The 24210-nt window shown below is 59.5% G+C and carries 23 protein-coding genes and 1 pseudogene; 12 read left to right on the top strand and 12 right to left on the bottom strand.

The features are described 5' to 3' along the window. Positions 1-51: 51 nt before the first annotated feature. From PSH65_RS00185 to PSH65_RS00175, 3 genes are all read right to left on the bottom strand, one after another. Positions 52-1710, bottom strand: a complete 1659-nt coding sequence (locus PSH65_RS00185) for a Na/Pi cotransporter family protein (RefSeq protein WP_305424417.1) — start codon at positions 1708-1710, stop codon at positions 52-54. Between the two features lie 225 nt (positions 1711-1935). Then, positions 1936-2589: a hypothetical protein gene (locus PSH65_RS00180; protein WP_305424416.1), complete on the bottom strand. Its 654-nt coding sequence runs from the start codon at positions 2587-2589 to the stop codon at positions 1936-1938. Positions 2590-2715: 126 nt separating this feature from the next. Further along, positions 2716-3228, bottom strand: a complete 513-nt coding sequence (locus PSH65_RS00175; protein WP_305424415.1) for a PAAR domain-containing protein — start codon at positions 3226-3228, stop codon at positions 2716-2718. Between the two features lie 468 nt (positions 3229-3696). Here PSH65_RS00175 and PSH65_RS00170 point away from each other — a divergent pair, with 468 nt between their 5' ends. Beyond that, on the top strand, positions 3697-3966 hold the full coding sequence (locus PSH65_RS00170; RefSeq protein WP_305424414.1) for a DUF6124 family protein: 270 nt from the start codon (positions 3697-3699) through the stop codon (positions 3964-3966). Positions 3967-4113: 147 nt separating this feature from the next. Here the strand turns inward: PSH65_RS00170 and PSH65_RS00165 are convergent, their stop codons facing one another. Next, a complete protein-coding gene (locus tag PSH65_RS00165; RefSeq protein WP_305424413.1) occupies positions 4114-4881 on the bottom strand; it encodes a TerC family protein in 768 nt (255 codons plus the stop codon). 83 nt (positions 4882-4964) lie between these two features. Next, positions 4965-6272: a CitMHS family transporter gene (locus tag PSH65_RS00160; RefSeq protein WP_007902913.1), complete on the bottom strand. Its 1308-nt coding sequence runs from the start codon at positions 6270-6272 to the stop codon at positions 4965-4967. Positions 6273-6593: 321 nt separating this feature from the next. Between PSH65_RS00160 and PSH65_RS00155 the strand changes: the two genes are divergently transcribed. Continuing rightward, a complete protein-coding gene (locus PSH65_RS00155) occupies positions 6594-6995 on the top strand; it encodes a GFA family protein (RefSeq protein WP_305424412.1) in 402 nt (133 codons plus the stop codon). On the opposite strand, the gene PSH65_RS00150 is transcribed toward PSH65_RS00155, so the two are convergent. Continuing rightward, a complete protein-coding gene (locus tag PSH65_RS00150; RefSeq protein WP_305424411.1) occupies positions 6996-7322 on the bottom strand; it encodes a DOPA 4,5-dioxygenase family protein in 327 nt (108 codons plus the stop codon). A gap of 83 nt (positions 7323-7405) precedes the next feature. Between PSH65_RS00150 and PSH65_RS00145 the strand changes: the two genes are divergently transcribed. Further along, positions 7406-8068, top strand: a complete 663-nt coding sequence (locus PSH65_RS00145) for an NAD(P)-dependent oxidoreductase (protein ID WP_305424410.1) — start codon at positions 7406-7408, stop codon at positions 8066-8068. Between the two features lie 20 nt (positions 8069-8088). Here PSH65_RS00145 and PSH65_RS00140 read toward each other — a convergent pair whose 3' ends face one another. Beyond that, positions 8089-9039 carry a LysR family transcriptional regulator gene (locus PSH65_RS00140; RefSeq protein ID WP_305424409.1) on the bottom strand — a complete coding sequence of 317 codons (951 nt, stop codon included), beginning with the start codon at positions 9037-9039 and terminating at the stop codon, positions 8089-8091. Positions 9040-9153: 114 nt separating this feature from the next. On the opposite strand from PSH65_RS00140, the gene betC reads away from it, so the two are divergent. From betC to PSH65_RS00125, 3 genes and pseudogenes are all read left to right on the top strand, one after another. After that, the gene (betC, locus tag PSH65_RS00135) at positions 9154-10668 is read left to right on the top strand and encodes a choline-sulfatase (protein WP_305424408.1); all 1515 of its coding nucleotides are present in this window, start codon (positions 9154-9156) and stop codon (positions 10666-10668) included. Positions 10669-10684: 16 nt separating this feature from the next. Continuing rightward, positions 10685-11605, top strand: a complete 921-nt coding sequence (choX, locus tag PSH65_RS00130) for a choline ABC transporter substrate-binding protein (RefSeq protein WP_305424407.1) — start codon at positions 10685-10687, stop codon at positions 11603-11605. Between the two features lie 191 nt (positions 11606-11796). Then, positions 11797-13370: pseudogene (locus tag PSH65_RS00125) on the top strand (SulP family inorganic anion transporter). 64 nt (positions 13371-13434) lie between these two features. Here PSH65_RS00125 and aroE read toward each other — a convergent pair. Beyond that, positions 13435-14256: a shikimate dehydrogenase gene (aroE, locus tag PSH65_RS00120; RefSeq protein WP_305424406.1), complete on the bottom strand. Its 822-nt coding sequence runs from the start codon at positions 14254-14256 to the stop codon at positions 13435-13437. A gap of 13 nt (positions 14257-14269) precedes the next feature. Further along, complete coding sequence (hemF, locus tag PSH65_RS00115) at positions 14270-15184, bottom strand: oxygen-dependent coproporphyrinogen oxidase (RefSeq protein WP_007902928.1); 915 nt, start codon at positions 15182-15184, stop codon at positions 14270-14272. Between the two features lie 174 nt (positions 15185-15358). On the opposite strand from hemF, the gene PSH65_RS00110 reads away from it, so the two are divergent. Then, on the top strand, positions 15359-16336 hold the full coding sequence (locus PSH65_RS00110; RefSeq protein WP_305424405.1) for an NADPH:quinone reductase: 978 nt from the start codon (positions 15359-15361) through the stop codon (positions 16334-16336). 109 nt (positions 16337-16445) lie between these two features. Here PSH65_RS00110 and PSH65_RS00105 read toward each other — a convergent pair whose 3' ends face one another. The 3 genes from PSH65_RS00105 to PSH65_RS00095 form a co-directional block, all read right to left on the bottom strand. Further along, positions 16446-17003, bottom strand: coding sequence for an L-threonylcarbamoyladenylate synthase (locus PSH65_RS00105; protein WP_305424404.1), 558 nt, complete (start codon positions 17001-17003; stop codon positions 16446-16448). A gap of 54 nt (positions 17004-17057) precedes the next feature. Beyond that, positions 17058-18164 carry a DNA-processing protein DprA gene (dprA, locus tag PSH65_RS00100; protein WP_305424403.1) on the bottom strand — a complete coding sequence of 369 codons (1107 nt, stop codon included), beginning with the start codon at positions 18162-18164 and terminating at the stop codon, positions 17058-17060. An 80-nt stretch (positions 18165-18244) separates the two neighbouring features. Continuing rightward, the gene (locus tag PSH65_RS00095) at positions 18245-19270 is read right to left on the bottom strand and encodes a LysM peptidoglycan-binding domain-containing protein (protein WP_305424402.1); all 1026 of its coding nucleotides are present in this window, start codon (positions 19268-19270) and stop codon (positions 18245-18247) included. Between the two features lie 169 nt (positions 19271-19439). Here PSH65_RS00095 and def point away from each other — a divergent pair, with 169 nt between their 5' ends. The 5 genes from def (at position 19440) to PSH65_RS00070 (ending at position 24122) form a co-directional block, all read left to right on the top strand. Beyond that, the gene (gene def / locus PSH65_RS00090) at positions 19440-19946 is read left to right on the top strand and encodes a peptide deformylase (protein WP_008007919.1); all 507 of its coding nucleotides are present in this window, start codon (positions 19440-19442) and stop codon (positions 19944-19946) included. Positions 19947-20016: 70 nt separating this feature from the next. Continuing rightward, entirely contained in the window at positions 20017-20976 is a 960-nt protein-coding gene (fmt, locus tag PSH65_RS00085) for a methionyl-tRNA formyltransferase (RefSeq protein WP_305424401.1), read from the top strand. Continuing rightward, positions 20973-22283: a 16S rRNA (cytosine(967)-C(5))-methyltransferase RsmB gene (rsmB, locus tag PSH65_RS00080; RefSeq protein WP_305424400.1), complete on the top strand. Its 1311-nt coding sequence runs from the start codon at positions 20973-20975 to the stop codon at positions 22281-22283. Before fmt ends, rsmB begins: the two co-directional genes overlap by 4 nt. A gap of 22 nt (positions 22284-22305) precedes the next feature. Then, entirely contained in the window at positions 22306-23679 is a 1374-nt protein-coding gene (trkA, locus tag PSH65_RS00075) for a Trk system potassium transporter TrkA (protein WP_008007913.1), read from the top strand. Between the two features lie 131 nt (positions 23680-23810). Continuing rightward, positions 23811-24122 (top strand): tetratricopeptide repeat protein, encoded by a 312-nt coding sequence (locus PSH65_RS00070; protein ID WP_305424399.1) that lies wholly within the window; start codon positions 23811-23813, stop codon positions 24120-24122. Positions 24123-24210 lie beyond the last annotated feature (88 nt).

Here is a 24210-nt window from a genome sequence, read left to right as displayed (position 1 = left end):
GTTTCCGTACGGCCAGCGTAAGTTCAACAGACTCCAGGCAACTGTGGACGTTCAGGGTGAATGAGTGATGTCAGTCATATCGTCGACCGCCAGAGCGCCGGTGTCCGAAGTGCCCAACACCGCGTAGGCGCTGCTGCAGAACAGTGAATTCAAGCGTCTCATGTCAGCAATCAGTTCCAGATGCAGCGAACTGGTCTCGATACTTTGCACGATCTTACGGTTTAAACGGCTGACATGAGCGTGGGCCAGGCGGCGTTCCTGTGCGCGAAAGCGACGTTTCTCACGTAGTAACTGGCGGGCACTTTCCGGGTCGGAACTGAGAAACACCGACAACCCCAGACGCAGGTTGGAAATCAGCTGACTGTGCAGCCCCGCCAACTCCTCCAGACCGACCTCGGAAAACGACCGCCGTTGCGAGGTTTTCTGCTGCTGAACCTTGCGCAGCATGCGTTCGATCACATCGCTGGCGAGTTTCAGATTGATCGCCAACTCGATGGTCTCCGCCCAGCGCCGGCTGTCCTGTTCGCTGAGGTCTTCGCGGGGCATTTGCGCCAGGTAGAGTTTGATGGCGCTGTAGAGCGCTTCGACATCATCGGTCAGGCGACGGATTTCCTGGGTGACAGCGGTTTGTTTGCCGCGCAGCACGGCGAGCATGGCCTCGAGCATGCTGTCGACCAGATCACCGATGCGCAGGGTTTCCCGGGCAGCATTGGCCAGCGCCAGACTCGGGGTGACCAATGCGGTTGGATCAAGATGCCGCGGTTTGGCCGTGCCATTGATGTCCGGCCGCTCTGGCAGTAACCACGCACAAAGCCTGGCCATCGGCCCGACGCTGGGCAACAGGATCAGGCAGCGCGCGGTGTTGTAGAGCAAGTGAAAGCCGATGACCATTTCCTGAGCACTGAAATCGAAGCTGTCGATCCAGCGCACCAGCGGATCGAGCACCGGAATGATCAGCAGCAGGCCGATCAGTTTGTACAACAGGCTACCGAGCGCCACCTGACGGCCGGCAGCGTTCTGCATGCTGGTGCTGAGGAAAGCGAGAATGCCGCTGCCGATGTTGGCGCCGATCACCAGGCCGATGGCCACTGGCAGACTGATCACGCCGGCACCAGCGAGGGTCGCGGTCAGCAGGACGGCAGCCAGGCTGGAATAGGAAACCATCGCGAACAGCGCGCCGACCAGGGCATCGAGCAAAATATCGCCGGTCAGCGAGGCAAAGATGACCTTCACCCCTTGCGCCTGAGTGATCGGCGCGGCGGCCTCGACGATCAATTGCAGCGCCAGAATGATCAGCCCCAGACCAATGCTGACCCGGCCCATCTGCCCGACCCGGGTCTGCTTGCGTGACAGGAAGAAAATGACCCCGAGGAAAATCAGCAGCGGCGACAGCCACGACAGGTCGAGGGTCAGTACCCGCGCCATCAGTGCGGTACCGACGTCGGCACCGAGCATCGTCGCCAGGGCCGGGGTCAGCGCCATCAGGCCCTGACCGACAAACGAAGTCACGAGCATGGCGGTGGCATTGCTGCTCTGAACCATGGCGGTCACCATGATCCCGGCGAGAAACGCCAGCCAGCGCCTGGACATGTTATGGGCGATGACGTGGCGCAAGTTGGAACCATAAACCCGCAGGATGCCGGTTCGGACGATGTGCGTGCCCCAGATCAAAAGGGTCACGGCCGATAACAAATTGAGCAGGGTGAGCATACAGGCCCCCTGTGGTGGTAGCGCCCCAGTGGGGCAAGTCGACGGTGCCGCGCGTTTTTCTACGTTCTGTACTTAAGCTGTAGTTGGCTAACGGTCTGGGCGCCAGCATCGCATAGCTAAAGAGGCGATTGAAACAAAACTGTCACAGAAACAGCTTGTTGATGGACCGCAATGCAATAGACGCTGCCCACTGCCAATGTATGCGGAGAACGTTGGTGCGACTCTTCATTTTCCGCTGTGATCCGAACCCACGCTGATATCGATCAGGTATTTCGCCGTCGCCGGATCACGTTCATCGCAGCGTGCATAACACTTAATCAGAAGCAGCAAACTGTATTTCCCCGGCACGTACAGATCGATGCCGTCAGCCTGATCGAAAAGCTTTGCCTGTAGTTGTTCACGGTCTGCAACAGAGTCGAGTCTGAACCAATCGTTCTTCTCTTCGGGCTGAAGCTCCCATCCTTGGTTTTTAAGGGTGTTCTGCAACCCCTCCAACCGTTCCACTGCCTTTCCAAATGACATTGTTTCTGACATGGGCGACGTGGTCAGGGTTGCGACCTTCAGGCTTCCATAGGTAACCGCGCCAAAGACCGTAGGAGGGAGTTTGAACCCGTAAGCAGGATCATCAAACTCTATAACGGTCGAACTGGTGATCCATGTAGAACTCGGATGAGGAGGGTCTTTAGCGTCGTTAGGATCACCAGGATAAATCGCCGTGTTGCCTTCGACCGGGAATGTCGAGTCTTTGATGACCTGTTCGTATGGCTTTCCTATGTAGACGGATAAGGTTTTGGTACTCCAACGGGAATACACCAAGCTACCTGCCACCAGAAGAGTAAAAAAAAACAAAATCAGCCAGCGTTGCCTTGAACCGATCACTGACGTACTCCATTTCCATTTGCGATATCTGTAATGGAGTTTTTTAGCTGACTTTTAGTGGTTGGATTCTTTAGCAGATTGTTGAATTGTGCTGCGGCCCGTAGGACGAACTCCATCCTTTGATTTTTATCCGCGAGATTGGCGAGCGGATTGCTGCTGAAAGAAACGCTCCGATTGTCTGGTAACGACACTCTGAGTCATGCCCTGAGCGTTGGTCTGGCCTTTGACGATTCGTCCTTCAGCGGTTTCGATTTCGTACCCTTGCTCGGCAATCGGTTCACCATCGCCGGCGCTGACGGCTTTGAATTCGACCAAGGGCTGGCCAATGATTGGCAAGGGTGGGATGAAGGGCGCGGGCGTGTGAGTGCTGCCGATGATAACGCTGCCAGAGCCGCCGATCACCACGCCACCATGGCTGGCGGTGCTATCGAGGGTCATGGCGTTCAGGCCGTTGATGAAGACCGTTGAAGAGAATCCGCCACTGAGGGCCTGACCGCAGGTGCATTTGTCGCTGGCCCGCGCAGCAGCAAGACCGTCGAAAAAGACATCGGGTGAGCCGCTGGCGATGGGATTGGTGCCATGCCCGGGAAGCGGGCAAGTAGTGGGATCCGTGAGGCGTGCAGCCGGTTTTCCAGACATATGCATTCCTTGTCATTGTCGTTTGATGCGAGCGGGGGACGCTACCCAGCCGAGTACTGTGCGTCAACCTTTGGAAATAACTGTCGGATAATCCTTCAACCGCGCTGGTGTAATTCACGCACTCTGCGACGCATGTTTAATGACATTCAGAGTTACTTCTCAGGGGCTACAACGCCTTGCGCCATTGCCTACGGTTACGCCAGAATCCGCCGGCTTGTGCGCCTTGACCCTGGCCTCTATCGTTTCCCAGTCGCTGAAAACAGTGATCGGGTTTGGTAGCCCGGAGTCCTGGCGCATAGCCACATTTTGCGGACGCTTTCTTAGGTCGCAGCTTTATGGTGGCCATGCGCAGGGTCCCTTCGGGGACGCCGGTTCCAGTACTCCGGTCTACCAACCTGTGTATGGCCGCCACCCTTCGTTTGGTAGCGAGTGTGATGGCTCCACGTAACCAGTACTGGAGTTCTATCTATGTTCAAGGTAACACCCAACCCACCGGACACCGATCCGGCCTCCCTGCGCAAACCCAGCACAATCTTCTTCATCGACCCCAAGGTTGATAACGAAACCCTGCTCGCGCACGCCTGTGAATCTTTGGCATCGGCCAGCGTCCTGGCCAGTGATTTCGCCGCACTAATGGAAGGCCCACATCGCAATACCGTGTTGGCGATTCAGCAGATCATCATGCTAGGGGAGTTGGCGGTGAATCGAGTGCTGGATAACCTCGATCCGCCTGGGTAGCCACTGCGCAAAAATGTGGGAGCGAGCCTGCTCGCGATGAGGCCGTCACATTCAACATTGATGTTGACTGACAGACCGTCATCGCGAGCAGGCTCGCTCCCACAGGTTTTGCGCACTGGCTGACATGAGCCAGTGCGCAGATTCGGGTTATTGGCCCGGAACATCCTTGCGCAGTTTCACTGGATCCTGCTGTTTGCGCTTTCTCGCCATGGCGGTGCGCATCTTGATGTTGATCGCTTCCACCGCCAACGAGAACGCCATGGCGAAGTAGACGTAGCCTTTTGGCAAATGCACGTCGAGCGATTCGGCAATCAGAACGGTACCCACCAGCAACAGGAACGACAGCGCCAGCATCTTCAGCGACGGGTGTTTGTCGATGAACTCGCTGATAGTGCCAGAAGCCCACATCATCACGAGCACCGCAACGACAATCGCCGCGACCATGACCGGTACATGGGACACCATACCCACCGCGGTGATCACCGAGTCCAGCGAGAACACGATGTCGATGATCGCGATCTGAATGATGGTGTAGAGGAAGTTGCCACCCTTGCCGCTCGGCTCGTCGTTGGCTTCATCTTCACCTTCCAGCGCGTGGTACATCTCTTGCGAGCTCTTCCACAACAGGAACAGACCACCGAAGAACAGGATCAGGTCACGCCCGGAAATACCCTGGCCGAACAATACGAACAGGTCTGCGGTGAGGCGCATGACCCAGGTGATCGACAGCAGCAACAGGATCCGCGTGATCATGGCCAGCGCCAGGCCGAAAATTCGGGTGCGCGCCTGCATGTGCTTGGGCATGCGGCTGACCAGGATCGAGATCATGATGATGTTGTCGATGCCCAGGACGATCTCCAGGGCGGTCAGGGTGAAGAAGGCAACCCAGATTTCAGGGTTGGTCAGCCATTCCATGTGTATTCCTTTGAGCGAGTGTTTAAACCACGAAGGGCCCAGGCTTCAAACAAAGCCTGGACCCCTCATGGTGAGTCTTGGGCTTATAGAGTGCTGAACAGCGGAAAAATCCCCATCAGCAACGCAGCGACCAGTATGCACAGGCAAACCAGCACTGCCCACTTCAAGGTGAACCGCTGATGGTCACCGAATTCGATACCGGCCAGGGCCACCAACAGATAGGTCGATGGAACAAGCGGGCTCAGCAAGTGGACGGGCTGACCGACGATCGAGGCACGTGCCATTTCCACCGCGGTTATACCGTAATGACTGGCGGCTTCGGCAAGTACCGGTAACACGCCGTAATAAAATGCATCGTTCGACATGAAGAACGTGAACGGCATGCTCACCAGCGCGGTGATCACGGCCAGGTACGGCCCGAGGAAATCCGGGATGACCGCCAGCAGGCTTTTCGACATGGCATCGACCATGCCGGTGCCCGTCAGGATACCGGTGAAGATACCCGCGGCAAAGATCAAACCGACCACTGCCAGCACGCTACCGGCGTGGGCCGCAACGCGGTCCTTCTGTTGTTGCAGGCACGGGTAGTTGACGATCATCGCGATACTGAACGCCACCATGAACAATACCGGCAGAGGCAACAGGCCAGCGATCAGGGTGCCCATCAGCGCCAGGGTCAGCGCACCGTTGAACCAGATCAGCTTCGGACGACGGGCGTCAGGGAACTGCGAAACGCTGATTTCACTGTGGTCGATTTCATCACCGACCAGATGCAATTCACCCAGACGCGCACGCTCGCGTTTACCGTAGAAGTAGGCAATCGCCAGAATCGCTACCACGCCGGCCAGCATCGCCGGAATCATTGGCACAAAGATGTCGGACGGGTCGACATGCAGCGCACTGGCCGCACGAGCCGTCGGGCCACCCCAAGGGGTCATGTTCATCACGCCACCGGCGAGGATGATCAGACCGGCCATGATCCGCGGGCTCATGCCGATGCGGCTGTAGAGCGGCAGCATGGCGGCCACGCAGATCATATAAGTGGTCGCGCCGTCACCATCAAGGGAAACGACGAGCGCCAGTACGGCGGTGCCGACCGAAACTTTCAACGGGTCGCCCTTGACCAGTTTGAGGATCTTGCGCACGGCCGGGTCGAACAGGCCGGAGTCGATCATCAGGGCGAAGTAGAGAATGGCGAACATCAGCATCACGCCGGTCGGCGCGAGCTTGGTGATGCCTTCGAGCATCATCGGGCCGATCTTCGGCGAGAAGCCGCCGAACAGGGCGAAGATGATCGGGATGATGATCAGAGCGATCAGCGCGGACAGGCGCTTGGTCATGATCAGGAACATGAACGTGATGACCATGGCGAAGCCAAGGAAAGTCAGCATAGGAATACTCCAGGCGTAGCGCGGCTAGTAAATGGGCGAACCGGATGAGGTCAGCGCAGAACGGGAAGCACGAGACGTACGGGCGGAGTGACAGCGAAGAGGCGGGTAGTAGCGGACATCAGAATCACCATTGTTGTTGTTTAATGGACCGGGCGGGCGATAAAACACTCGCATTGGCCAACCGGTCTGTTGCCGGCAGTGAGGGCGATCCTAATCGGGGAAGCTTTCAGCCAGCTTTCGCGAGTGAAAGCATTGACCGAATGAACAACCGGTCGTCGGCCCGGTTGAAAGGCCGTAAACACGGGGTCAGGAGCAAAAGACATGGGCGAACTTCACACCGGCGGCTGCCACTGCGGACAAATGCGCTATCAATTCAGCGGGCCATTGCACGACATCGCCCACTGCCATTGCTCGATTTGCCGACGGGTCAGCGGTGGAATCGTGACCACCTGGATCACCGTGCCCGCCTCAGCATTTGAATGGATGGCGGGTACGCCGTCGCGGTACGAGTCTTCGTCTACTTGCGTGCGATATTTCTGCCCAAACTGTGGGGCGCAACTGGCGCTAGTGACGAAGCTCAGCCCCGAGAGCATCGACGTGACCATCGCCACCCTTGACCATCCCGAGCAAGCACCGGCCGAGCGGCATATCTGGACCGACAGTCGTTTGCCTTGGCTGCATCTGGACGAGCACTTGCCCGGTGAGGCCCAAGAACAACTCTGATCAGAAAACAGACAGGTTCAGCGGCCGGATCGCGCCCATCCAGATCGCATGTTCGGTGTGGTCGAGCAGATCGTCGCCCGTGTCCGGGTGCAGGAATATCACCAATCCCTTACGGTTGAGCGCCAGCCACGGCAACACCGCGCCGAGATGTTGCGGCTCGAAAGCCAATTGGCAGCTCCAGTCTGGATGCGGGCCAACCGGGCGTTCGTGCATGCGCCCCATCTTCAGCGGAAACAATTGCGCTGCCTGCTCACACAGGGCCCGGGCCTGCGGCAGGGTGCTGGCATCGAAATAGACATGGGCGTGGTAGCCCTTGATCTGTTGCATCTGAAACCCCTTTAAACCTCGTCGAACCCACACCGTTCCCAGCAGGTCTTACGCTATATAGGCAGGAAGTACGGAGCACGGCCATGAAAAATGCCGAAACCCCGGTGGTGAAGGTAGTGCTTTATGGTGCCATGAGTAGCTTGGGCAGTGCGCTGATGGCTGAAATGCTGCGGCGCCAGCATGAAGTGATCGCGATTCTCGATGACCTGAACGCGCTCGCGCCGCGCCCGGGTTTACGCACCAAGACTGGTGACCTGTTCGATGCCAAGCGGGTCAAGCAGAGCGTGGCCGGCAGTTCGGCGGTGATCTGCCTGCTCGATGCACCAGGGCTGCCGATGAACAGTGAACACATCGAAAAATCCATCGTGCCCGGCCCGGTCGAGGAGGTGCTGGCGGTGGATGCACTGATCGACGGCATGCAGGCCGCAGGCATTGCCCGGCTGTTTGTGGTGGGCGATTTCGAGGTGCTGGACGATCCGGAAATAGAAGACCCGTTGCAACGCCACGCCGCCGAAGAAATCCGCGAGGCTCTGCAAAGCAGCTCGTTGCACTGGACCTTGGTGAATGCACCACGCCGCGTGCCCGGGCTGACCATCGAGCATTTCAGTCACGTCAGCAGTAGCCTGGAACCTGGCTTGGCCGCAGCGCTGGAACGGCTGAACAGGGTAGCGGTGGGGATTGCCGATGAGCTGCACCTGAACCTGCATGTGGGTGAGCATGTGAGTTTTGTCGGGACTTCGGAATAGTAAAGATCGTCCGCACCCGTTTACACCGCAATCGAAGGCAAAGGAAGACCATTGAGCGATTGCGCACTGCTGGCCTGTTCCGCCATCAACCAATCCACAAACAGCTGAATCAACACCCCACGTCGTTTGCGCTGGGGCAGGACCACGTAATAGCCCAGCCTGGAAATCACCGTGTCGGCAATCGGGCGACACAACAGACCTTGCGCCAGCAAGTTATCCACAAGGTGCCGCCAACCGATTGCGACGCCCTGACCGCCAATCGCCGCCTGAATCAGCAAGGTGTAATTGTCGAAGCGCAGTTGTCCCGGGGCTGGCGCCGACGTGATCCCCAGCTCGCGAAACACGCCGCTCCAGTCGAACCAGTTACTGCTGTGTTCGCCTCTCAGGTGCAACAACGGAAACTCCAGCAAGGCCTGAGCCGGCAAGGGCAGGGGACGGTCTTTCAATAGCAGCGGGCTGCACACAGGAAACACTTCTTCGCTGAACAGCCAATGGCTCTCGCCTTGCTTGAATCGGCCATCGCCGAATAGCACCGCCACATCGATATCGGTGCGCAGCATGTTGTGGCTGCGCTCACTGGTGACCAGGCTGACATCCACGTGAGGGTTGGCGGTATGGAAGCGGTGCAGACGCGGCATCAGCCAGTACGCAGCGAAGGCGAAATCGGTGGCCACCTGCAACACTTCGTGCTGTTGCTGAGCGCTGATTGCGCTCAATCCTGCATCGATGTTCTGCAAACCGAGCTGAACTTGCTCGAACAGAATGGCGCCAGCCTCGGTCAGTTCGATACCGCGATAAATGCGGTCGAACAACCGTGTAGCGAGCTGCTCTTCCAATCGCTTTATCTGCTGGCTGATGGCCGGTTGCGTGGTGCCGAGCTCCACCGCGGCCGCGGTGAAACTGCGTTGCCGGGCCGCGGCTTCAAAGGCACGCAGCAGGTCCAGGGACAAATCACCGAGGGCGTCATACATAAGCTGTGCTTATCCTAGTCATTGCCTGGCATGGGCTTTACCACAAAGAGTATGGACTCCATGCTCGATCACAGCACTCTCGCATAAATATCCACTATGGAATGCCGCGATCACATGAAGCGCAAAAATATTCTTTTCATCATGGCCGATCAAATGGCCGCGCCAATGTTGCCGTTCTACGGCCCTTCGCCTATCAAACTGCCGAATCTCAGCCGCCTGGCCGCCGAAGGCGTGGTGTTCGACGCCGCTTATTGCAATAGCCCTCTTTGCGCGCCGTCGCGTTTCACCCTGGTCAGTGGCCAGTTACCGAGCAAGATCGGCGCCTACGACAACGCGGCCGATTTCCCTGCCGACGTTCCGACTTATGCCCACTACCTGCGGCGCCTCGGTTACCGCACCGCGCTGTCGGGCAAGATGCACTTCTGTGGCCCGGACCAGTTGCACGGCTATGAAGAACGCCTGACCAGCGACATCTATCCGGCCGATTACGGTTGGTCGGTGAACTGGGATGAGCCGGATGTGCGCCCAACCTGGTATCACAACATGTCGTCGGTGCTGCAAGCTGGGCCGTGCGTGCGCACCAATCAACTGGATTTCGACGAAGAGGTGGTGTTCAAGGCCCAGCAATACCTGTTCGATCACATCCGCGAGGACGGCGATCAGCCATTCTGCCTGACCGTGTCGATGACTCACCCACACGATCCGTACACGATTCCCAAGGCTTTTTGGGATCTGTACGACGAGGCCGACATCCCTTTACCCGAGACACCCGCACAGAAAGAACTCGATCCTCACTCCCAGCGTTTACTCAAGGTCTATGACCTGTGGGACAAGCCGCTGCCTGTGGATAAGATTCGCGACGCGCGCCGCGCCTATTTCGGTGCGTGCAGCTATATCGACAGTAACGTCGGCAAACTTCTGCAAACACTCGAAGAAACCGGGCTGATCGATGACACCATCATCGTATTCTCCGGTGACCACGGCGACATGCTCGGCGAGCGCGGCCTCTGGTACAAAATGCACTGGTACGAAATGGCTGCCCGTGTACCGCTGCTGATCAGTGCACCAGGGCAATTCGGGGCCGGGCGGGTCAGCGCGGCGGTGTCCACCGCCGACCTGCTGCCGACCTTTGTGGAATTGGCCGGCGGCTCACTGGAACCAGGTCTGCCGCTGGACGGCCGCTCGCTGGTTTCGCACCTGCAAGGGCAGGGCGGTCACGATGAAGTTTTCGGTGAGTACATGGCCGAAGGCACCATCAGCCCGTTGATGATGATTCGCCGTGGCGCCTACAAATTCATCTACAGCGAAGACGACCCTTGCCTACTCTTCGATGTACAAAACGACCCGAAGGAACAGGAAGAGCTCAGCCAATCGCCGCAACATCGGCAACTTTTCGAGGCGTTTCTCGCCGAAGCGCGGGGCAAATGGGATATCCCGGCGATCCACCAACAGGTGCTCGCCAGTCAGCGACGCCGACGTTTCGTTGCCGAGGCCCTGACCATCGGCAAACTGAAGAGCTGGGATCACCAGCCGCTGGTAGACGCCAGTCAGCAGTACATGCGCAACCACATCGACCTCGACGATCTGGAACGTAAAGCACGCTATCCACAACCCTGCCAAAACCAATAATGTTAAGGGGAAGTCCATGCAAAGGTTATCCACAGTACTGACAGTCGGGCTTCTGGCTCTGGGCAGCGCCTCGGCCTACGCCGAGCAAAGCTGCGAGACGGTGAAAATGGCCGACCCTGGCTGGAGCGACATCGCTGCAACCAACGCCATCACCGGGTTTCTGCTGGACGGCATGGGCTACAAGGCCAAGGTCGACACGCTGGCGGTGCCGATCACCTTTGGCGGTCTGAAGGATGGCCAGGTGGACGTTTTCCTGGGTAACTGGATGCCGGCGCAGCAAGGCTTCTACGACAAGTTCGTGGCCAATGGCGACGTTACGCAACTGGCGAAGAACCTCGACGGCACCGAGTTCACGCTGGCGGTCCCGGACTATGTTTGGGACGCGGGTGTGCATAACTTTAACGACTTGAATAAGTTTGCTGACAAGTTCGACAAGAAGATCTATGGCATCGGCTCCGGTGCCCCGGCGAACATTTCGCTGCAAGAGATCATCAAGAAGAACGACTTCGACCTGGGTCAGTGGAAGCTGGTCGAATCCAGCGAGCAGGCGATGCTGGCCGAAGTGTCTCGCGCGGTGAAGAAACAGAAGTTCGTGACCTTCCTCGGCTGGACGCCACACCCGATGAACGTGCAACTGAAAATGCATTACCTGAAGGGCGGCGAGAAGTACTTCGGTGACACCGGCAGCGTTTATACACTGACCCGCAAAGGTTATGCACAGGCCTGTCCGAATGTCGGCAAGCTGCTCACCAACCTGAGTTTTACCCAGGAAATGGAGAACAGCATCATGGCCGAGGTGGTGAACAAGAAAATCAGCAATACCGAGGCGGCCAAGGCGTGGATCAAGGCCAACCCGGTGGTGCTGGATAAATGGCTCGATGGTGTGAAGACTGTGGATGGCAAGGATGCTCTGCCGGCGGTCAAAGCCAAGTTGTAACGGTTCTCTGTGGCGAGGGAGCTTGCTCCCGCTGGAGTGCGTAGCGCTCCCATTTCGGCGAACACGGTTTATCTGTCTCACCGAGTTGTCCGGATTGGCGGCTGCTGCGCAACCGAGCGGGAGCAAGCTCCCTCGCCACAATGATCGTTTTACCCTGTTACCCTTGTGCAAAACCCCGCCCGAGAGGACCCATGGCCTTCCCCAGCCGCCATTCACTCTTTCCTTTCCTGACCTGGTTGCCCCGGCAAACCCGCGCCAGCGTCGGTCGTGACCTGATTGTCGGCCTGAGTGGCGCGATTCTCGCGTTGCCACAATCCATTGCCTACGCCCTGATCGCCGGTCTCCCACCGGAATATGGCTTGTATGCCGCGATCATCCCAGTGCTGATCGCCTGCCTGTGGGGTTCGTCGTGGCATTTGATTTGCGGCCCTACGGCGGCCATTTCCATCGTCCTTTACGCCAGCGTCAGTCCTCTGGCCGTCCCCGCGTCGCAGGACTACGTCACGCTGATCCTGCTTCTGACACTCCTCGCGGGCATTTTCCAGTGGTTGCTGGGTTTGCTGCGTTTCGGCGCCTTGGTGAATTTCGTCTCTCACTCGGTGGTGCTGGGCTTCACCCTCGCGGCGCGGCGGTGGTGATTGCCATTGGGCAGCTGCCGAACCTGCTGGGGCTGGAGGTGCCCAACCAGGCCACGGCGCTGAACAGCCTGGTGCTGCTGTTCAGTCATCTCAGTGAAGTGGACAAACCCTCGCTGGTACTGGGCTTGGCCACGGTGGTGGTGGGCGTCGTGCTGAAACTGCTGGTGCCACGCTGGCCGACGCTATTGATCGCTCTGGCCTTGAGCGGATTGCTGGTGTGGCTGTGGCCAGCGATGTTCGGTCATGTGAAGTTAGTCAGCGCCTTTGTCGGACGGCTGCCGCCCTTCAGCCCGCTGCTGCCGCTGGATCTGGACCTGGTGTTGCGCCTGCTGCCTAGCGCGGTAGCGGTCGGCATGCTCGGGTTGGTGACGAGCCTGTCGATTGCCCGCTCTTTGTCAGCGCGTTCGCAGCAATTGCTCGATGCCAATCAAGAAGTCCGCGCCCAGGGTTTTTCGAACATGGTCGGTGCGTTTTTTTCCGGCTCGTTGTCAGCCGGTTCCTTCACCCGCTCGGCCCTGAGCTATGACGCCGGTGCCTGTTCACCGTTGGCGGGGGTTTTTTCAGCGGTGTGGGTGGCGCTGTTCGCTATCTTCGGTGCGGTATTGATCGCGCATATTCCGATCCCGGCCATGGCCGGCAGCATTTTGTTGATCGCCTGGGGATTGGTGGACCATCGCGGCCTTCGCGCCTTGTTGCGGGTCAGCCGTGCCGAGTTTCTGGTCATGGCGCTGACCTGTGTCGCGACGCTGTTGCTGGAGTTGCAAACGGCGATCTACGCCGGAGTGCTGGCCTCGCTGTTCTTCTACCTCAAACGCACCTCGCAACCTCGGGTGCAGCATTGGCGAGAGGGCGACGAAGACATTCTGCGAGTCGGTGGTTCGATTTTTTTTGGCGCCAGCCATTACCTGCAAGTGCGTTTGCAGCGAATGCACGGCGCACGGGTAGTGATCGAGGCGCAGCAGATCAACTTCATCGACTATTCAGGCGTGGAAATGCTGCACCAGGAAGCGCGACGGTTACTGCGCCAGGATCGCAGCCTGACCCTGCGGCGGGCGCGACCACAGGTGGTGGAGGAGTTGAGGAAGCTCGAAGGCGCGGAGAAATGCCCGATTCGCTTTGAAGATTGAAACACCGACGTTGAGGCAACGGCATAACCTGTGGCGAGGGAGCTTGCTCCCTCGCCACAAAGAACTACATCGCCAGTTGCCGGCGGAGTTCGGCCAGCACTGGCGCTGTGTCCGGACGCACACCACGCCACAGATAGAAGGCTTCCGCCGCCTGCTCGGCCAACATTCCCAAGCCATCCATCGCCACCGCCGCGCCGTGCTCGCTGGCCCAACGGCAGAACGAGGTCGGCTCCTTGCCGTACATCATGTCGTAGCAAACCGTCTTGCCCGGTTCGATCAAACTGCCGGCAATCGGCGGTACATCGCCTGACAGACTGGCAGACGTAGCGTTGATGATCAGGTCCACCGGTTCGCGCAACCAATCGAAACCGCTGGCCGACACAGGCCCCAAATCCGCGAACAACTCCGCCAGTAATTCGGCTTTTTCCACCGTGCGGTTGGCGATGATCACCGACGCCGGTTGCTCCGCCAGCAGCGGCTCCAGCGCACCGCGCACCGCACCGCCGGCCCCGAGCAGCAGGATGCGTTTGCCCGCAAGACTAAATCCGGCGTTGACCGTCAGGTCCCGTACCAGCCCGGCGCCATCGGTGTTGTCGCCCAGCAAACTGCCATCAGCCAGTTTGCTCAGGGTATTCACCGCGCCGGCCCGCTGCGCTCGCTTGGTCAAGCTGTTCGCCAAACGATAGGCATCTTCCTTGAACGGCACCGTCACATTCGCCCCACGCCCTTCGCGGAAAAATGCCTGGGCACAGCCGGAAAAATCATCGAGGGGCGCCAGCAAGGTGCTGTAGTCCAGTTTCTGCCCGGTCTGTTCGGCGAACAAACGGTGGATCAGCGGCGACTTACTGTGGCCAATCGGGTTACCGAATACGACGTAACGGTCCATCAGGATTCCTCGTTCAGGCCTTGGCCAACCAATCGCGGTCTTGCAGGAAGTACTCGGTCAGGCGCGCTTCTTCACTGCCCGGCTCGGCTTTCCAGTCGTAGGCCCAGCGCACTTGTGGCGGCAGCGACATCAGGATCGATTCGGTACGCCCACCCGATTGCAGGCCGAACAACGTACCGCGGTCATAGACCAGGTTGAACTCGACATAACGGCCACGGCGAAATTCCTGGAATTCACGCTGTTTGGCGGTGAACGCATCGTTCTTGCGGCGCTGCACGATTGGCAGGTAAGCGTCGATAAAAGCATCACCGATGGCACGCATGAAGGCGAAGCTGGTGTCGAAGTCCCACTCGTTCAAGTCATCGAAAAACAGGCCGCCGATGCCACGCGGCTCGTGGCGATGCTTGATGTGGAAGTAACTGTCACACCAGGCCTTGTAGCGCGGGTAGACGTCCGGGCCGAACGGCGCGCAGGCCTGTTCGGCAACGCGGTGCCAGTGCACGCAGTCTTCTTCATTACCGTAATAAGGGGTCAGGTCGAAGCCGCCACCGAACCACCAGACCGGCTCTTCACCTTCTTTTTCAGCGATGAAAAAGCGCACGTTGGCGTGGGACGTCGGTACATGGGGGTTGTGCGGGTGAATCACCAGAGACACGCCCAAGGCTTCGAAGCCTCGTCCGGCCAGTTCTGGCCGATGAGCGCTGGCGGAGGGTGGGAGACCGCTGCCAAAGACGTGGGAAAAGTTGACGCCGCCCTTTTCGATGACCGCGCCGTTTTCGATCACCCGGGTGCGACCGCCACCGCCGGCAGGCCGGGTCCAGGCGTCTTCGACGAAACGCGCGCCGCCGTCTTCAGCTTCCAGGGCAGCGCAAATGCGGTCTTGCAGGTCGAGCAGGTAGGCTTTTACGGCCTCGGTGCGGGTAGTCATGGCATCACCTTGAATCGGGCAAAGCTACGCGGCGCTCATACAGGCCGGTGGCAAATTGCTGCGTAGGATAACACTGCACCTTGTGCCGTCGCAGTTGACGAAGGTCAAGCTTTAAGAGTCCGATAGGGCGCTTGGCGCTACAACTCTAGAAGCTAATACTTAAGGAAAGTGCAGATGGCAAAGCGTATCCAGTTCCGCGCCCATGGCGGCCCCGAAGTACTCGAACATGTCGATTACCAGCCCGCCGAACCCGGCCCGCTGCAGGTGCGCGTGACCAACAAGGCCATCGGCCTGAACTTCATTGACACCTATTACCGCGGTGGCCTTTATGCGCCACCTGCCTTGCCGTCGGGCCTGGGGGCTGAAGGCGCGGGCGTGGTCGAAGCCGTCGGAAGCGAAGTCACCCGCTTCAAGATCGGCGATCGCGTGGCGTACGGCAGTGGCCCATTGGGCGCTTATAGCGACGTTCATGTCTTGCCGGAAGCCAATCTGGTACATCTGCCGGATGCCATCAGCTTCGAGCAAGCCGCCGGCGTGATGCTCAAAGGCCTGACTGTGCAGTACTTGCTGCGTCAGACGTACGAACTCAAGGGTGGCGAAACCATTCTGTTCCACGCAGCAGCCGGCGGCGTCGGTTCGCTGGCCTGCCAATGGGCCAAGGCCTTGGACGTGAAGCTGATCGGCACAGTCAGCTCACCAGAGAAAGCCGCACTGGCGAAAGCCAATGGTGCCTGGGCGACCATCGATTACAGCCATGAAAACGTCGCACAACGCGTGCTGGAATTGACTGACGGTAAAAAAGTGCCGGTGGTGTACGACGGCGTAGGCAAAGATACCTGGCTAACATCGCTCGACAGCGTCGCGCCTCGGGGGCTGGTGGTGAGTTTCGGTAATGCTTCAGGCGCAGTGGACGGAGTGAATTTGGGAATTCTCGCGGGGAAGGGTTCGCTGTACGTGACCCGACCGACCCTGGCGACCTACGCCAACAACGCTGAAAACCTGCAAAGCATGGCCGATGAGCTATTCGAGATGATCATCAGCGGCAAGTTGAAGGTGGACATCAGTCAGCGCTATCCACTGGCTGAAGCGGCCAAAGCGCAGACCGAATTGTCGGCGCGGCGTACGACGGGCTCGACTGTTTTGTTGCCTTGAGGGCCTCTTCGCGGGCAAGCCTCGCTCCAGGATTTCGGTCGTTCACATTATTCGTATACGACTCGGATCTGTGGGAGCGAGGCTTGCCCGCGAAGAACGATGACGCGGTCTAATCCGGGCGCACAACGTGGCCGGTGGCCAGATCGCGAATCACGCTCGGATTCTTCCGCCCACCCAGATTGCCACCCAGCACCCAATCAACCTGCCCGCGGAAATACTGCTCCACGCGAAGCCGCGTCCGCGCCGCCGGCCGCCCCTGAGGGTTGGCCGAGGTTGACACCAACGGCCCGACCAACGCACACAAATCCCGCACCAGCGGGTGATCGCTAACCCGTAACGCCACCGTTTCATGCACACCGGTAATCCACTGGGGCAACAGATTCTGATGCGGCACCAGCCAGGTGTTGGGGCCGGGCCAGGTGCTGGCCATGCGGTCCATCCACAATTCAGGGAAGTCTTCGAAGAGGAAGTCAAACTGGCGAATATTGTCGGCCACCAGAATCAGACCTTTATCCACAGACCGTCCCTTGAGCATCAGCAGACGATCCACCGCCTCTTCGTTCCAGGGGTCGCAACCCAGGCCCCAGACAGCTTCGGTTGGATAGGCAATGACCGCCCCGGCGCGAACTTCTCGTGCGGCTTGTTGCACACGCCAACTGTTGACCATGAAAGACTCTCCGGAATAAGGCTCTGCGCAGTTTACCGATCTTCCTTATAAAACCTAGTTTACCCGCGCAAACCATCGACCGCTTTCGCAGACCGCACGGCCATCCATTTCCAGTTCCGTCAGCGCTGCCAGCACTTTTGGCAGCGCCCAGCCGCTGGTGATCGACAAGGCTTCGCTGGTATGGGGCGCCGCGTGGAGCAACATGAGCAGCGGATGAGTCTCTGTCGTCTGCGGCGTTTCTGTGGATAACGGCAGCCGTTGCCAACCGCGCAAGGCTTCGAGGATGTGCTCGATGGTTTCCACCAGCACCGCACCGTCGCGGATCAGCTGATGGCAACCCTTTGCCCCAGGGTGATGGATCGACCCTGGAATCGCATACACCTCACGCCCCTGTTCCGCCGCCAGTCTCGCGGTGATCAATGAACCACTGGCAACACTCGCCTCGACCACGAGCACGCCGAGGGACAAACCGCTGATGATTCGATTGCGCCGGGGGAAATTGCTGGGGGAAGGGCCGGCGTCCAGCGGGAACTCCGAAAGTACCGCGCTTCCCGAAGCGATCATGGCGTCCGCCAGTCGCCGATTGCGCTGTGGATAAAAATTTTCCAGCCCCGTGCCAAGTACCCCGACCGTTTGCCCGCCAACGTCCAGAGCTGCCTGATGCGCGGCGGCATCGATGCCCAGGGCCAGACCGCTGGTGATGACAAAACCGGCACCGGCCAGAGTGCGGGAAAACGCGGTGGCAGTGTCCATGCCCGGTCGCGAAGCACGACGGCTGCCGACCATCGCCAGCTGTGGTTTTTCCAGAATTCCCGGATCGCCCGCGACGAACAACAGCGGCGGCGCATCGCTGATTTGCGCCAGCAACACGGGGTAGTCAGGTTGGTCCCACATCAGTAAATGCTGGCCCTGGCGCCCTAGCCAGGCCAGTGCGTGGCTGGCGCCATCACGAATTTCACTGGAGCGCCGAGCCTCCGCGCAAGCAAGGGGCAAGCCCAACGCGCGCCAGGCGCTGGCCGGTGCGCTGATGGCTTTGGAGGCAGAGCCGAAGGCCTCAAGCAACTTCTTGAAACGCGCAGGGCCGAGTTCCGGCAAACGGTGCAGGCGTAAACGGGCTTCCAGTTCCGCAGGGGAAACGGACGTACAGGCAGACAGCGACATGGATCATCCTTGATCGTTATAGGGTCCCGTCGAATCGGGAATAAGCTGTGGATAACTCTGTTGGTAACTTGTGAGCAGGCTTAAGGATTTCGCACCTTGTCCATCACCGCCAGAGAGCGCGATGCGTTAAGGACAAGCCCGTAGCTGAGCTTGTCGTAGGTGCGGAAGACCATCAGCAAACCGGCCCGCTCGTCGGGAATTTTTAATGGCTGGCCAGTGATCCGGTCACGCACGGTTTCACCGGTTTTCATCACCGCCAGCACATTGCCTTCGGCCAGGCCATCGCGCTGCCCCTTGTTCAGCGTGACGACATCCAGCGCGCCGATCTGGGTGACCCCACGTGGCACATCAATGATCAAGCCGTTGATTTCGGTTGTCGGGGCACTGGGCATGAAGGTTGAATTGATCGAGCGTTCTTCGCCGCTGAACAGCCGGTCGCCGAGTCGCACTTCCTGAGTGGTGCGCTGCAGGGCCAGGGTGGCGACGTCGCCTTCAGTGGCAATGATCTCGCCGCCACCGATGTCGTCGGCGTTGATCCCCAGAAACTCCTTGCTCTGCGGATCGGTATAGACCTTGCCCTGACGGAAGATGCCGTACGCCGGTTGTGCCGGGTCGAAATGGCCACGGGCGAATATTCGATCACCGGTGCCGCTGAGCACCCGTTCGGCATCGCCGGCGACGATGTAGGGCGCCTTGTCGAAATCCTCGGCCTTGTCGACGATGCGATTGCTCAGCAGAAAGCTGTTGATCGATTTCAGCGGAATGCTCGGAATGGCATCGGCCACCGGCGAGCTGCGGATGCGTGGCGAAAGCTTGATGGTGCCCCGGGAAGCGCCGCGATTGAGGGTCAGGCGTGGCTGACCGTTGACGTAGACCAGCGACAGCGTATCGCCCGGATAAATGAGATTGGGGTTTTCGATCTGTGGATTGGCCTGCCAAAGTTGCGGCCATTCCCACGGTTCACGCAGGTATTTGGCGGAAATGTCCCAAAGTGTGTCCCCTGCCACCACGGTGTATTGCTGTGGAAAACCTTCCCTGAGTTGCACTTGCCCGTGCGCAAAACCGGCCGAGGCCAGAAGGAGCAAGGCGAGTAGTGATTTCCTCATGCGGTGAATCCCTTTATTATGTACGTTCGCGTGAAACGCCAGAGCCCTCGTGGCTCGCTTCCGGCTCATTTTTGAAAAGCCTGAAGCTACGTTCACAACGGTAGCCTGCATCCTCGGACTCGCCAGGCCATCGACCCGACTTTACCTCACACGTGCAGCAATTGAGCTTATGGCCATTTTAGACATCCTCGAATTCCCCGACTCGCGCCTGCGCACTATCGCCAAACCCGTGGCTGTAGTGGACGACGAAGTGCGTCAGTTGGTCGATGACATGTTTGAAACAATGTATGAAGCGCCAGGCATCGGCCTCGCCGCGACCCAGGTCAACGTGCACAAACGTATCGTCGTGATGGACCTCTCCGAAGACCGCAGCGAACCGCGGGTGTTCATCAACCCCGAGTTCGAAGTCCTGACCGACGAGGTGGACCAGTATCAGGAAGGCTGCCTTTCGGTGCCGGGTTTCTACGAAAACGTCGACCGCCCGCAAAAGGTCAAGATCAAGGCCCTGGACCGCGACGGCCAACCGTACGAACTGATCGCCGAAGGCCTGCTCGCGGTATGCATCCAGCATGAATGCGACCACCTGAATGGCAAATTGTTCGTTGATTACCTGTCCACGCTCAAACGCGACCGGATCAAGAAGAAACTGGAAAAGCTCCATCGCCAGAACGCTTGATGCCCTTCTTTCAAAGGCTTGCCGCGGCAAGCCTTTTTCTTTTCAAGACGCTTTGTAATTGAGAGCTTTCATGACTGAGCCACTGCGCATTGTCTTTGCCGGTACCCCGGAATTCGCCGCCGAACACCTCAAGGCCCTGCTCGACAGTCCTTACGAGGTCGTTGCGGTCTACACCCAACCGGACCGTCCGGCGGGCCGTGGGCAGAAGCTGATGCCGAGCCCGGTCAAGCAGTTGGCTCTGGAGCACAACATTCAGGTGTTGCAACCGCCGACCCTGCGCAACGAAGACGCTCAGGCTGAACTCGCCGCACTGAAACCGGATTTGTTGGTGGTGGTCGCCTACGGGCTGATCCTGCCGCAAGTGGTGCTGGATATTCCGCGTCTGGGCTGCATCAACAGTCACGCTTCCTTGCTGCCACGCTGGCGCGGTGCGGCACCGATCCAGCGCGCCGTCGAGGCGGGCGACAGCGAAAGTGGCGTGACCGTCATGCGCATGGAACTGGGCCTGGACACGGGGCCGATGCTGCTCAAGGTCACCACGCCGATCAGCGGTGAAGACACCGGCGGCAGCCTCCACGATCGCCTTGCAGAGATGGGCCCTCCGGCTGTGGTTCAGGCGATTGCCGGCCTCGCTGCTGGCACTCTGCAAGGCGAAGTGCAGGACGACAGCCTCGCCACTTATGCACACAAGTTGAACAAGGACGAAGCGCGCATCGACTGGAGCCGCCCGGCAGTGGAGCTGGAGCGTCTGGTTCGCGCCTTCAACCCATGGCCGATCACCCACAGCACGCTGAACGGCGAAGCGCTGAAAGTGTTGGCCGCAAGCCTGGCCGAAGGGCAGGGCGCGCCGGGTGAAATCCTCAGCGCCAGCAAGGACGGCTTGATCGTCGCCTGCGGTGAACAGGCGTTGTGTCTGACCCGTCTGCAATTACCCGGCGGCAAAGCACTGAACTTCAGCGACTTGTTCAACAGCCGTCGTGAGAAATTCGCCGTCGGCACCGTCCTCGGTCAAACGGCGGACGCTCAATGAATCCACGTCTGGCCGCCACCAAGGCTCTGGCTGCTGTTCTTAACGGAAAAGCCTCACTCAACAGTTCTCTGCCAACGCAAATGGACAAGGTCGAAGACCGCGATCGCGGCTTCACCCAGGACCTGGCGTTCGGCACGGCTCGCTGGCAGCCACGTTTGTCGGCGTTGGCGGCCAAGTTGCTGCAAAAGCCGTTCAAAGCGGCTGATGCCGATGTCGAGGCGCTGTTGCTGGTCGGCCTCTACCAACTGCTCTACACCCGGGTTCCGGCCCACGCGGCCATCGGCGAAACTGTCGGTTGCGCCGACAAACTGAAAAAGCCGTGGGCCAAAGCCTTGCTCAACGCCGTGCTGCGCCGCGCGCAACGGGAAAGCGAAGCACTGCTGGCCGAGCTGGAACACGACCCGGTGGTGCGCACTGCCCACCCGCGCTGGCTGCAAAAATCCCTCAAAGCCTTCTGGCCTGAGCAGTGGGAAGCCATTTGCGCGGCGAACAACGCTCACCCGCCGATGATTTTGCGGGTCAATCGTCGCCATCACACCCGCGATGCTTATCTCGGGTTGCTGAGTGAAGCGGGCATCGCGGCCACGCCGTGTGTTTACAGCCGGGACGGCATCATCCTCGACGCGGCGGCCGACGTGCGCTGCCTCCCGGGTTTCGCTGAAGGCTGGATCAGCGTGCAGGACGAAGCCGCGCAACTGGCTGCCGACTTGCTGGACCTGGCGCCAGGCCAACGGGTGCTGGACGCCTGCTGCGCACCGGGCGGCAAAACCTGCCACATCCTTGAGGCCGAGCCGGCACTCGCTGGCGTGGTGGCGGTGGATCTGGAAGCCAAGCGTCTGGTGCGGGTACGGGAAAACCTTGAACGCCTGGGCCTGAGCGCCGAACTGATCGCCGCCGACGGCCGCGACACCGCGACCTGGTGGGATGGCAAACCGTTCCAGCGCATCCTGCTGGATGCGCCGTGCTCGGCCACCGGTGTAATTCGTCGTCATCCGGACATCAAACTGACTCGCCAACCCGACGACATCGCCGCGCTGGCGGTGCTTCAGGGCGAGCTGCTGGATGCCATGTGGATAACGTTGGACGTGGGTGGCATTCTGCTTTACGCCACCTGCTCCACGCTGCCGACCGAAAACACCGAAGTCATCGAAGCGTTCCTCGCTCGCACACCGGGTGCTCGTGAACTCGACATCGCCAGTCAGGCCGGCATCAAGCAGCCCCATGGTCGCCAGTTACTGGCCCAGGAAAGCGGCCACGACGGGTTCTACTACGCCAAGCTGATCAAGATTGCCGCCGCGCGCGGTTAACCGGTTTTAAGGGAGTGACTGGATGAAAATCATCATCCTCGGCGCAGGGCAGGTCGGCGGTTCGCTGGCGGAACACCTGGCCAGCGAAGCCAACGACATCACCGTGGTCGACACCGATGGCGAACGCTTGCGTGACCTCGGCGATCGGCTGGACATCCGCACCGTACAGGGTCGCGGTTCGCTGCCGACCATACTGCGTCAGGCCGGTGCCGACGACGCCGACATGTTGGTTGCAGTGACCAACAGTGACGAAACCAACATGGTGGCCTGTCAGGTCGCTCACACTCTGTTCCACACACCGACCAAGATCGCCCGGGTCCGCGAAGCCGCGTACCTGACCCGCGCCGAACTGTTCGATAACGAAGCGATTCCGGTCGACGTGCTGATCAGTCCGGAGCAAGTCGTTACCAACTACATCAAGCGCCTGATCCAGCATCCGGGTGCGTTGCAGGTCATCGACTTCGCCGAAGGCAAAGCGCAACTGGTGGCAGTGAAAGCCTATTACGGCGGTCCGCTAGTGGGTCAGCAACTGCGCCAGCTGCGCGAACACATGCCGAATGTCGAAACCCGCGTTGCGGCGATTTTCCGTCGTGACCGACCGATCCTGCCGCAGGGCGATACGGTGATCGAAGCCGACGACGAAGTATTTTTCATCGCCGCCAAAGCGAATATTCGCGCGGTAATGAGTGAAATGCGCCGCCTCGATGAGAGCTACAAACGTATCGTCATCGCCGGCGGCGGACAAATTGGCGAGCGTTTGGCCGAAGCCATCGAAAGCCGTTATCAGGTGAAGATCATCGAGATGAACCCGGCCCGCTGCCGCCATCTCTCGGACACTCTCGACAGCACCGTGGTGTTGCAGGGCAGTGCCTCCGACCGCGACTTGCTGATGGAAGAGAACATCGCCGACGCCGACATCTTCCTGGCGCTGACCAACGACGACGAAGCCAACATCATGTCTTCGTTGCTGGCCAAGCGCCTGGGCGCGAAGAAGGTGATGACGATCATCAACAACCCGGCCTACGTCGACCTGATCCAGGGCGGCGACATCGACATCGCCATCAGCCCGCAACTGGCGACCATCGGCACGTTGCTGGCCCACGTGCGGCGCGGCGATATCGTCAGCGTGCACTCATTGCGTCGAGGTGCGGCGGAAGCCATTGAGGCCATCGCCCACGGTGATGCGAAGTCGAGCAAAGTGATCGGCAAGGCCATCGAAAACATCGGCCTGCCGCCGGGAACCACCATCGGCGCGATCATCCGCGACGAAGAAGTGATCATCGCCCACGACGACACAGTGATCGAAGCTGGCGACCATGTGATTCTGTTCCTTGTGGATAAAAAGCATATTCGGGATGTGGAAAAGTTGTTCCATGTGGGGTTGAGCTTCTTCTGATGATCGTTCCCACGCTCTGCGTGGGAATGCCTCAACGGACGCTCCGCGTTCGGCGTTGAATGGGACGCAGAGCGTCCCGGGCTGCATTCCCACGCAGAGCGTGGGAACGATCACTGACTGAGGAAACACCGATGATCGAATCCCTGGAAAAAATGCTCGCCAAGGGTGTGGATAACTCGCTGCTGCGCTTCGGCCTGGGCAAGGGTTATCTGGATCTGGGTGAAAATGCCAAAGCCGCGGAGCATTTCCAGCGCTGCGTCGAGTTCGATCCGAAGTATTCGGCAGCCTGGAAGCTATTGGGCAAGGCCCATCTGGCGCTCGCGGATTACGCGGCGGCGCGTCAGGCTTGGGAACAGGGTCTGGAAGCCGCCCGCGCCCATGGCGACAAGCAGGCGGAGAAGGAGATGACGGTGTTTCTGAAAAAACTCGAGCGTCAGATCTGACACAAAACCCTGTGGGAGCGGGCTTGCTCGCGAAAGCGGAGTGCCTGCGAAGATGATGTCGACTGACACACCGTCTTCGCGAGCAAGC

This window comes from Pseudomonas sp. FP603 (assembly GCF_030687415.1).
GTDB lineage: Bacteria > Pseudomonadota > Gammaproteobacteria > Pseudomonadales > Pseudomonadaceae > Aquipseudomonas > Aquipseudomonas wuhanensis.
This window is presented reverse-complemented; position numbering and strand designations above follow the sequence as displayed.

Bases quoted from the DNA above. Each gene is read 5' to 3' on its own strand.
- PSH65_RS00185 (WP_305424417.1), bottom strand. From the start codon at position 1,710: ATGCTCACCCTGCTCAATTTGTTATCGGCCGTGACCCTTTTGATCTGG.
- PSH65_RS00175 (WP_305424415.1), bottom strand. From the start codon at position 3,228: ATGTCTGGAAAACCGGCTGCACGCCTCACGGATCCCACTACTTGCCCG.
- PSH65_RS00170 (WP_305424414.1), top strand. From the start codon at position 3,697: ATGTTCAAGGTAACACCCAACCCACCGGACACCGATCCGGCCTCCCTG.
- PSH65_RS00165 (WP_305424413.1), bottom strand. From the start codon at position 4,881: ATGGAATGGCTGACCAACCCTGAAATCTGGGTTGCCTTCTTCACCCTG.
- PSH65_RS00160 (WP_007902913.1), bottom strand. From the start codon at position 6,272: ATGCTGACTTTCCTTGGCTTCGCCATGGTCATCACGTTCATGTTCCTG.
- PSH65_RS00155 (WP_305424412.1), top strand. From the start codon at position 6,594: ATGGGCGAACTTCACACCGGCGGCTGCCACTGCGGACAAATGCGCTAT.
- PSH65_RS00150 (WP_305424411.1), bottom strand. From the start codon at position 7,322: ATGCAACAGATCAAGGGCTACCACGCCCATGTCTATTTCGATGCCAGC.
- PSH65_RS00145 (WP_305424410.1), top strand. From the start codon at position 7,406: ATGAAAAATGCCGAAACCCCGGTGGTGAAGGTAGTGCTTTATGGTGCC.
- PSH65_RS00140 (WP_305424409.1), bottom strand. From the start codon at position 9,039: ATGTATGACGCCCTCGGTGATTTGTCCCTGGACCTGCTGCGTGCCTTT.
- betC (WP_305424408.1), top strand. From the start codon at position 9,154: ATGAAGCGCAAAAATATTCTTTTCATCATGGCCGATCAAATGGCCGCG.
- choX (WP_305424407.1), top strand. From the start codon at position 10,685: ATGCAAAGGTTATCCACAGTACTGACAGTCGGGCTTCTGGCTCTGGGC.
- aroE (WP_305424406.1), bottom strand. From the start codon at position 14,256: ATGGACCGTTACGTCGTATTCGGTAACCCGATTGGCCACAGTAAGTCG.
- hemF (WP_007902928.1), bottom strand. From the start codon at position 15,184: ATGACTACCCGCACCGAGGCCGTAAAAGCCTACCTGCTCGACCTGCAA.
- PSH65_RS00110 (WP_305424405.1), top strand. From the start codon at position 15,359: ATGGCAAAGCGTATCCAGTTCCGCGCCCATGGCGGCCCCGAAGTACTC.
- PSH65_RS00105 (WP_305424404.1), bottom strand. From the start codon at position 17,003: ATGGTCAACAGTTGGCGTGTGCAACAAGCCGCACGAGAAGTTCGCGCC.
- dprA (WP_305424403.1), bottom strand. From the start codon at position 18,164: ATGTCGCTGTCTGCCTGTACGTCCGTTTCCCCTGCGGAACTGGAAGCC.
- PSH65_RS00095 (WP_305424402.1), bottom strand. From the start codon at position 19,270: ATGAGGAAATCACTACTCGCCTTGCTCCTTCTGGCCTCGGCCGGTTTT.
- def (WP_008007919.1), top strand. From the start codon at position 19,440: ATGGCCATTTTAGACATCCTCGAATTCCCCGACTCGCGCCTGCGCACT.
- fmt (WP_305424401.1), top strand. From the start codon at position 20,017: ATGACTGAGCCACTGCGCATTGTCTTTGCCGGTACCCCGGAATTCGCC.
- rsmB (WP_305424400.1), top strand. From the start codon at position 20,973: ATGAATCCACGTCTGGCCGCCACCAAGGCTCTGGCTGCTGTTCTTAAC.
- trkA (WP_008007913.1), top strand. From the start codon at position 22,306: ATGAAAATCATCATCCTCGGCGCAGGGCAGGTCGGCGGTTCGCTGGCG.
- PSH65_RS00070 (WP_305424399.1), top strand. From the start codon at position 23,811: ATGATCGAATCCCTGGAAAAAATGCTCGCCAAGGGTGTGGATAACTCG.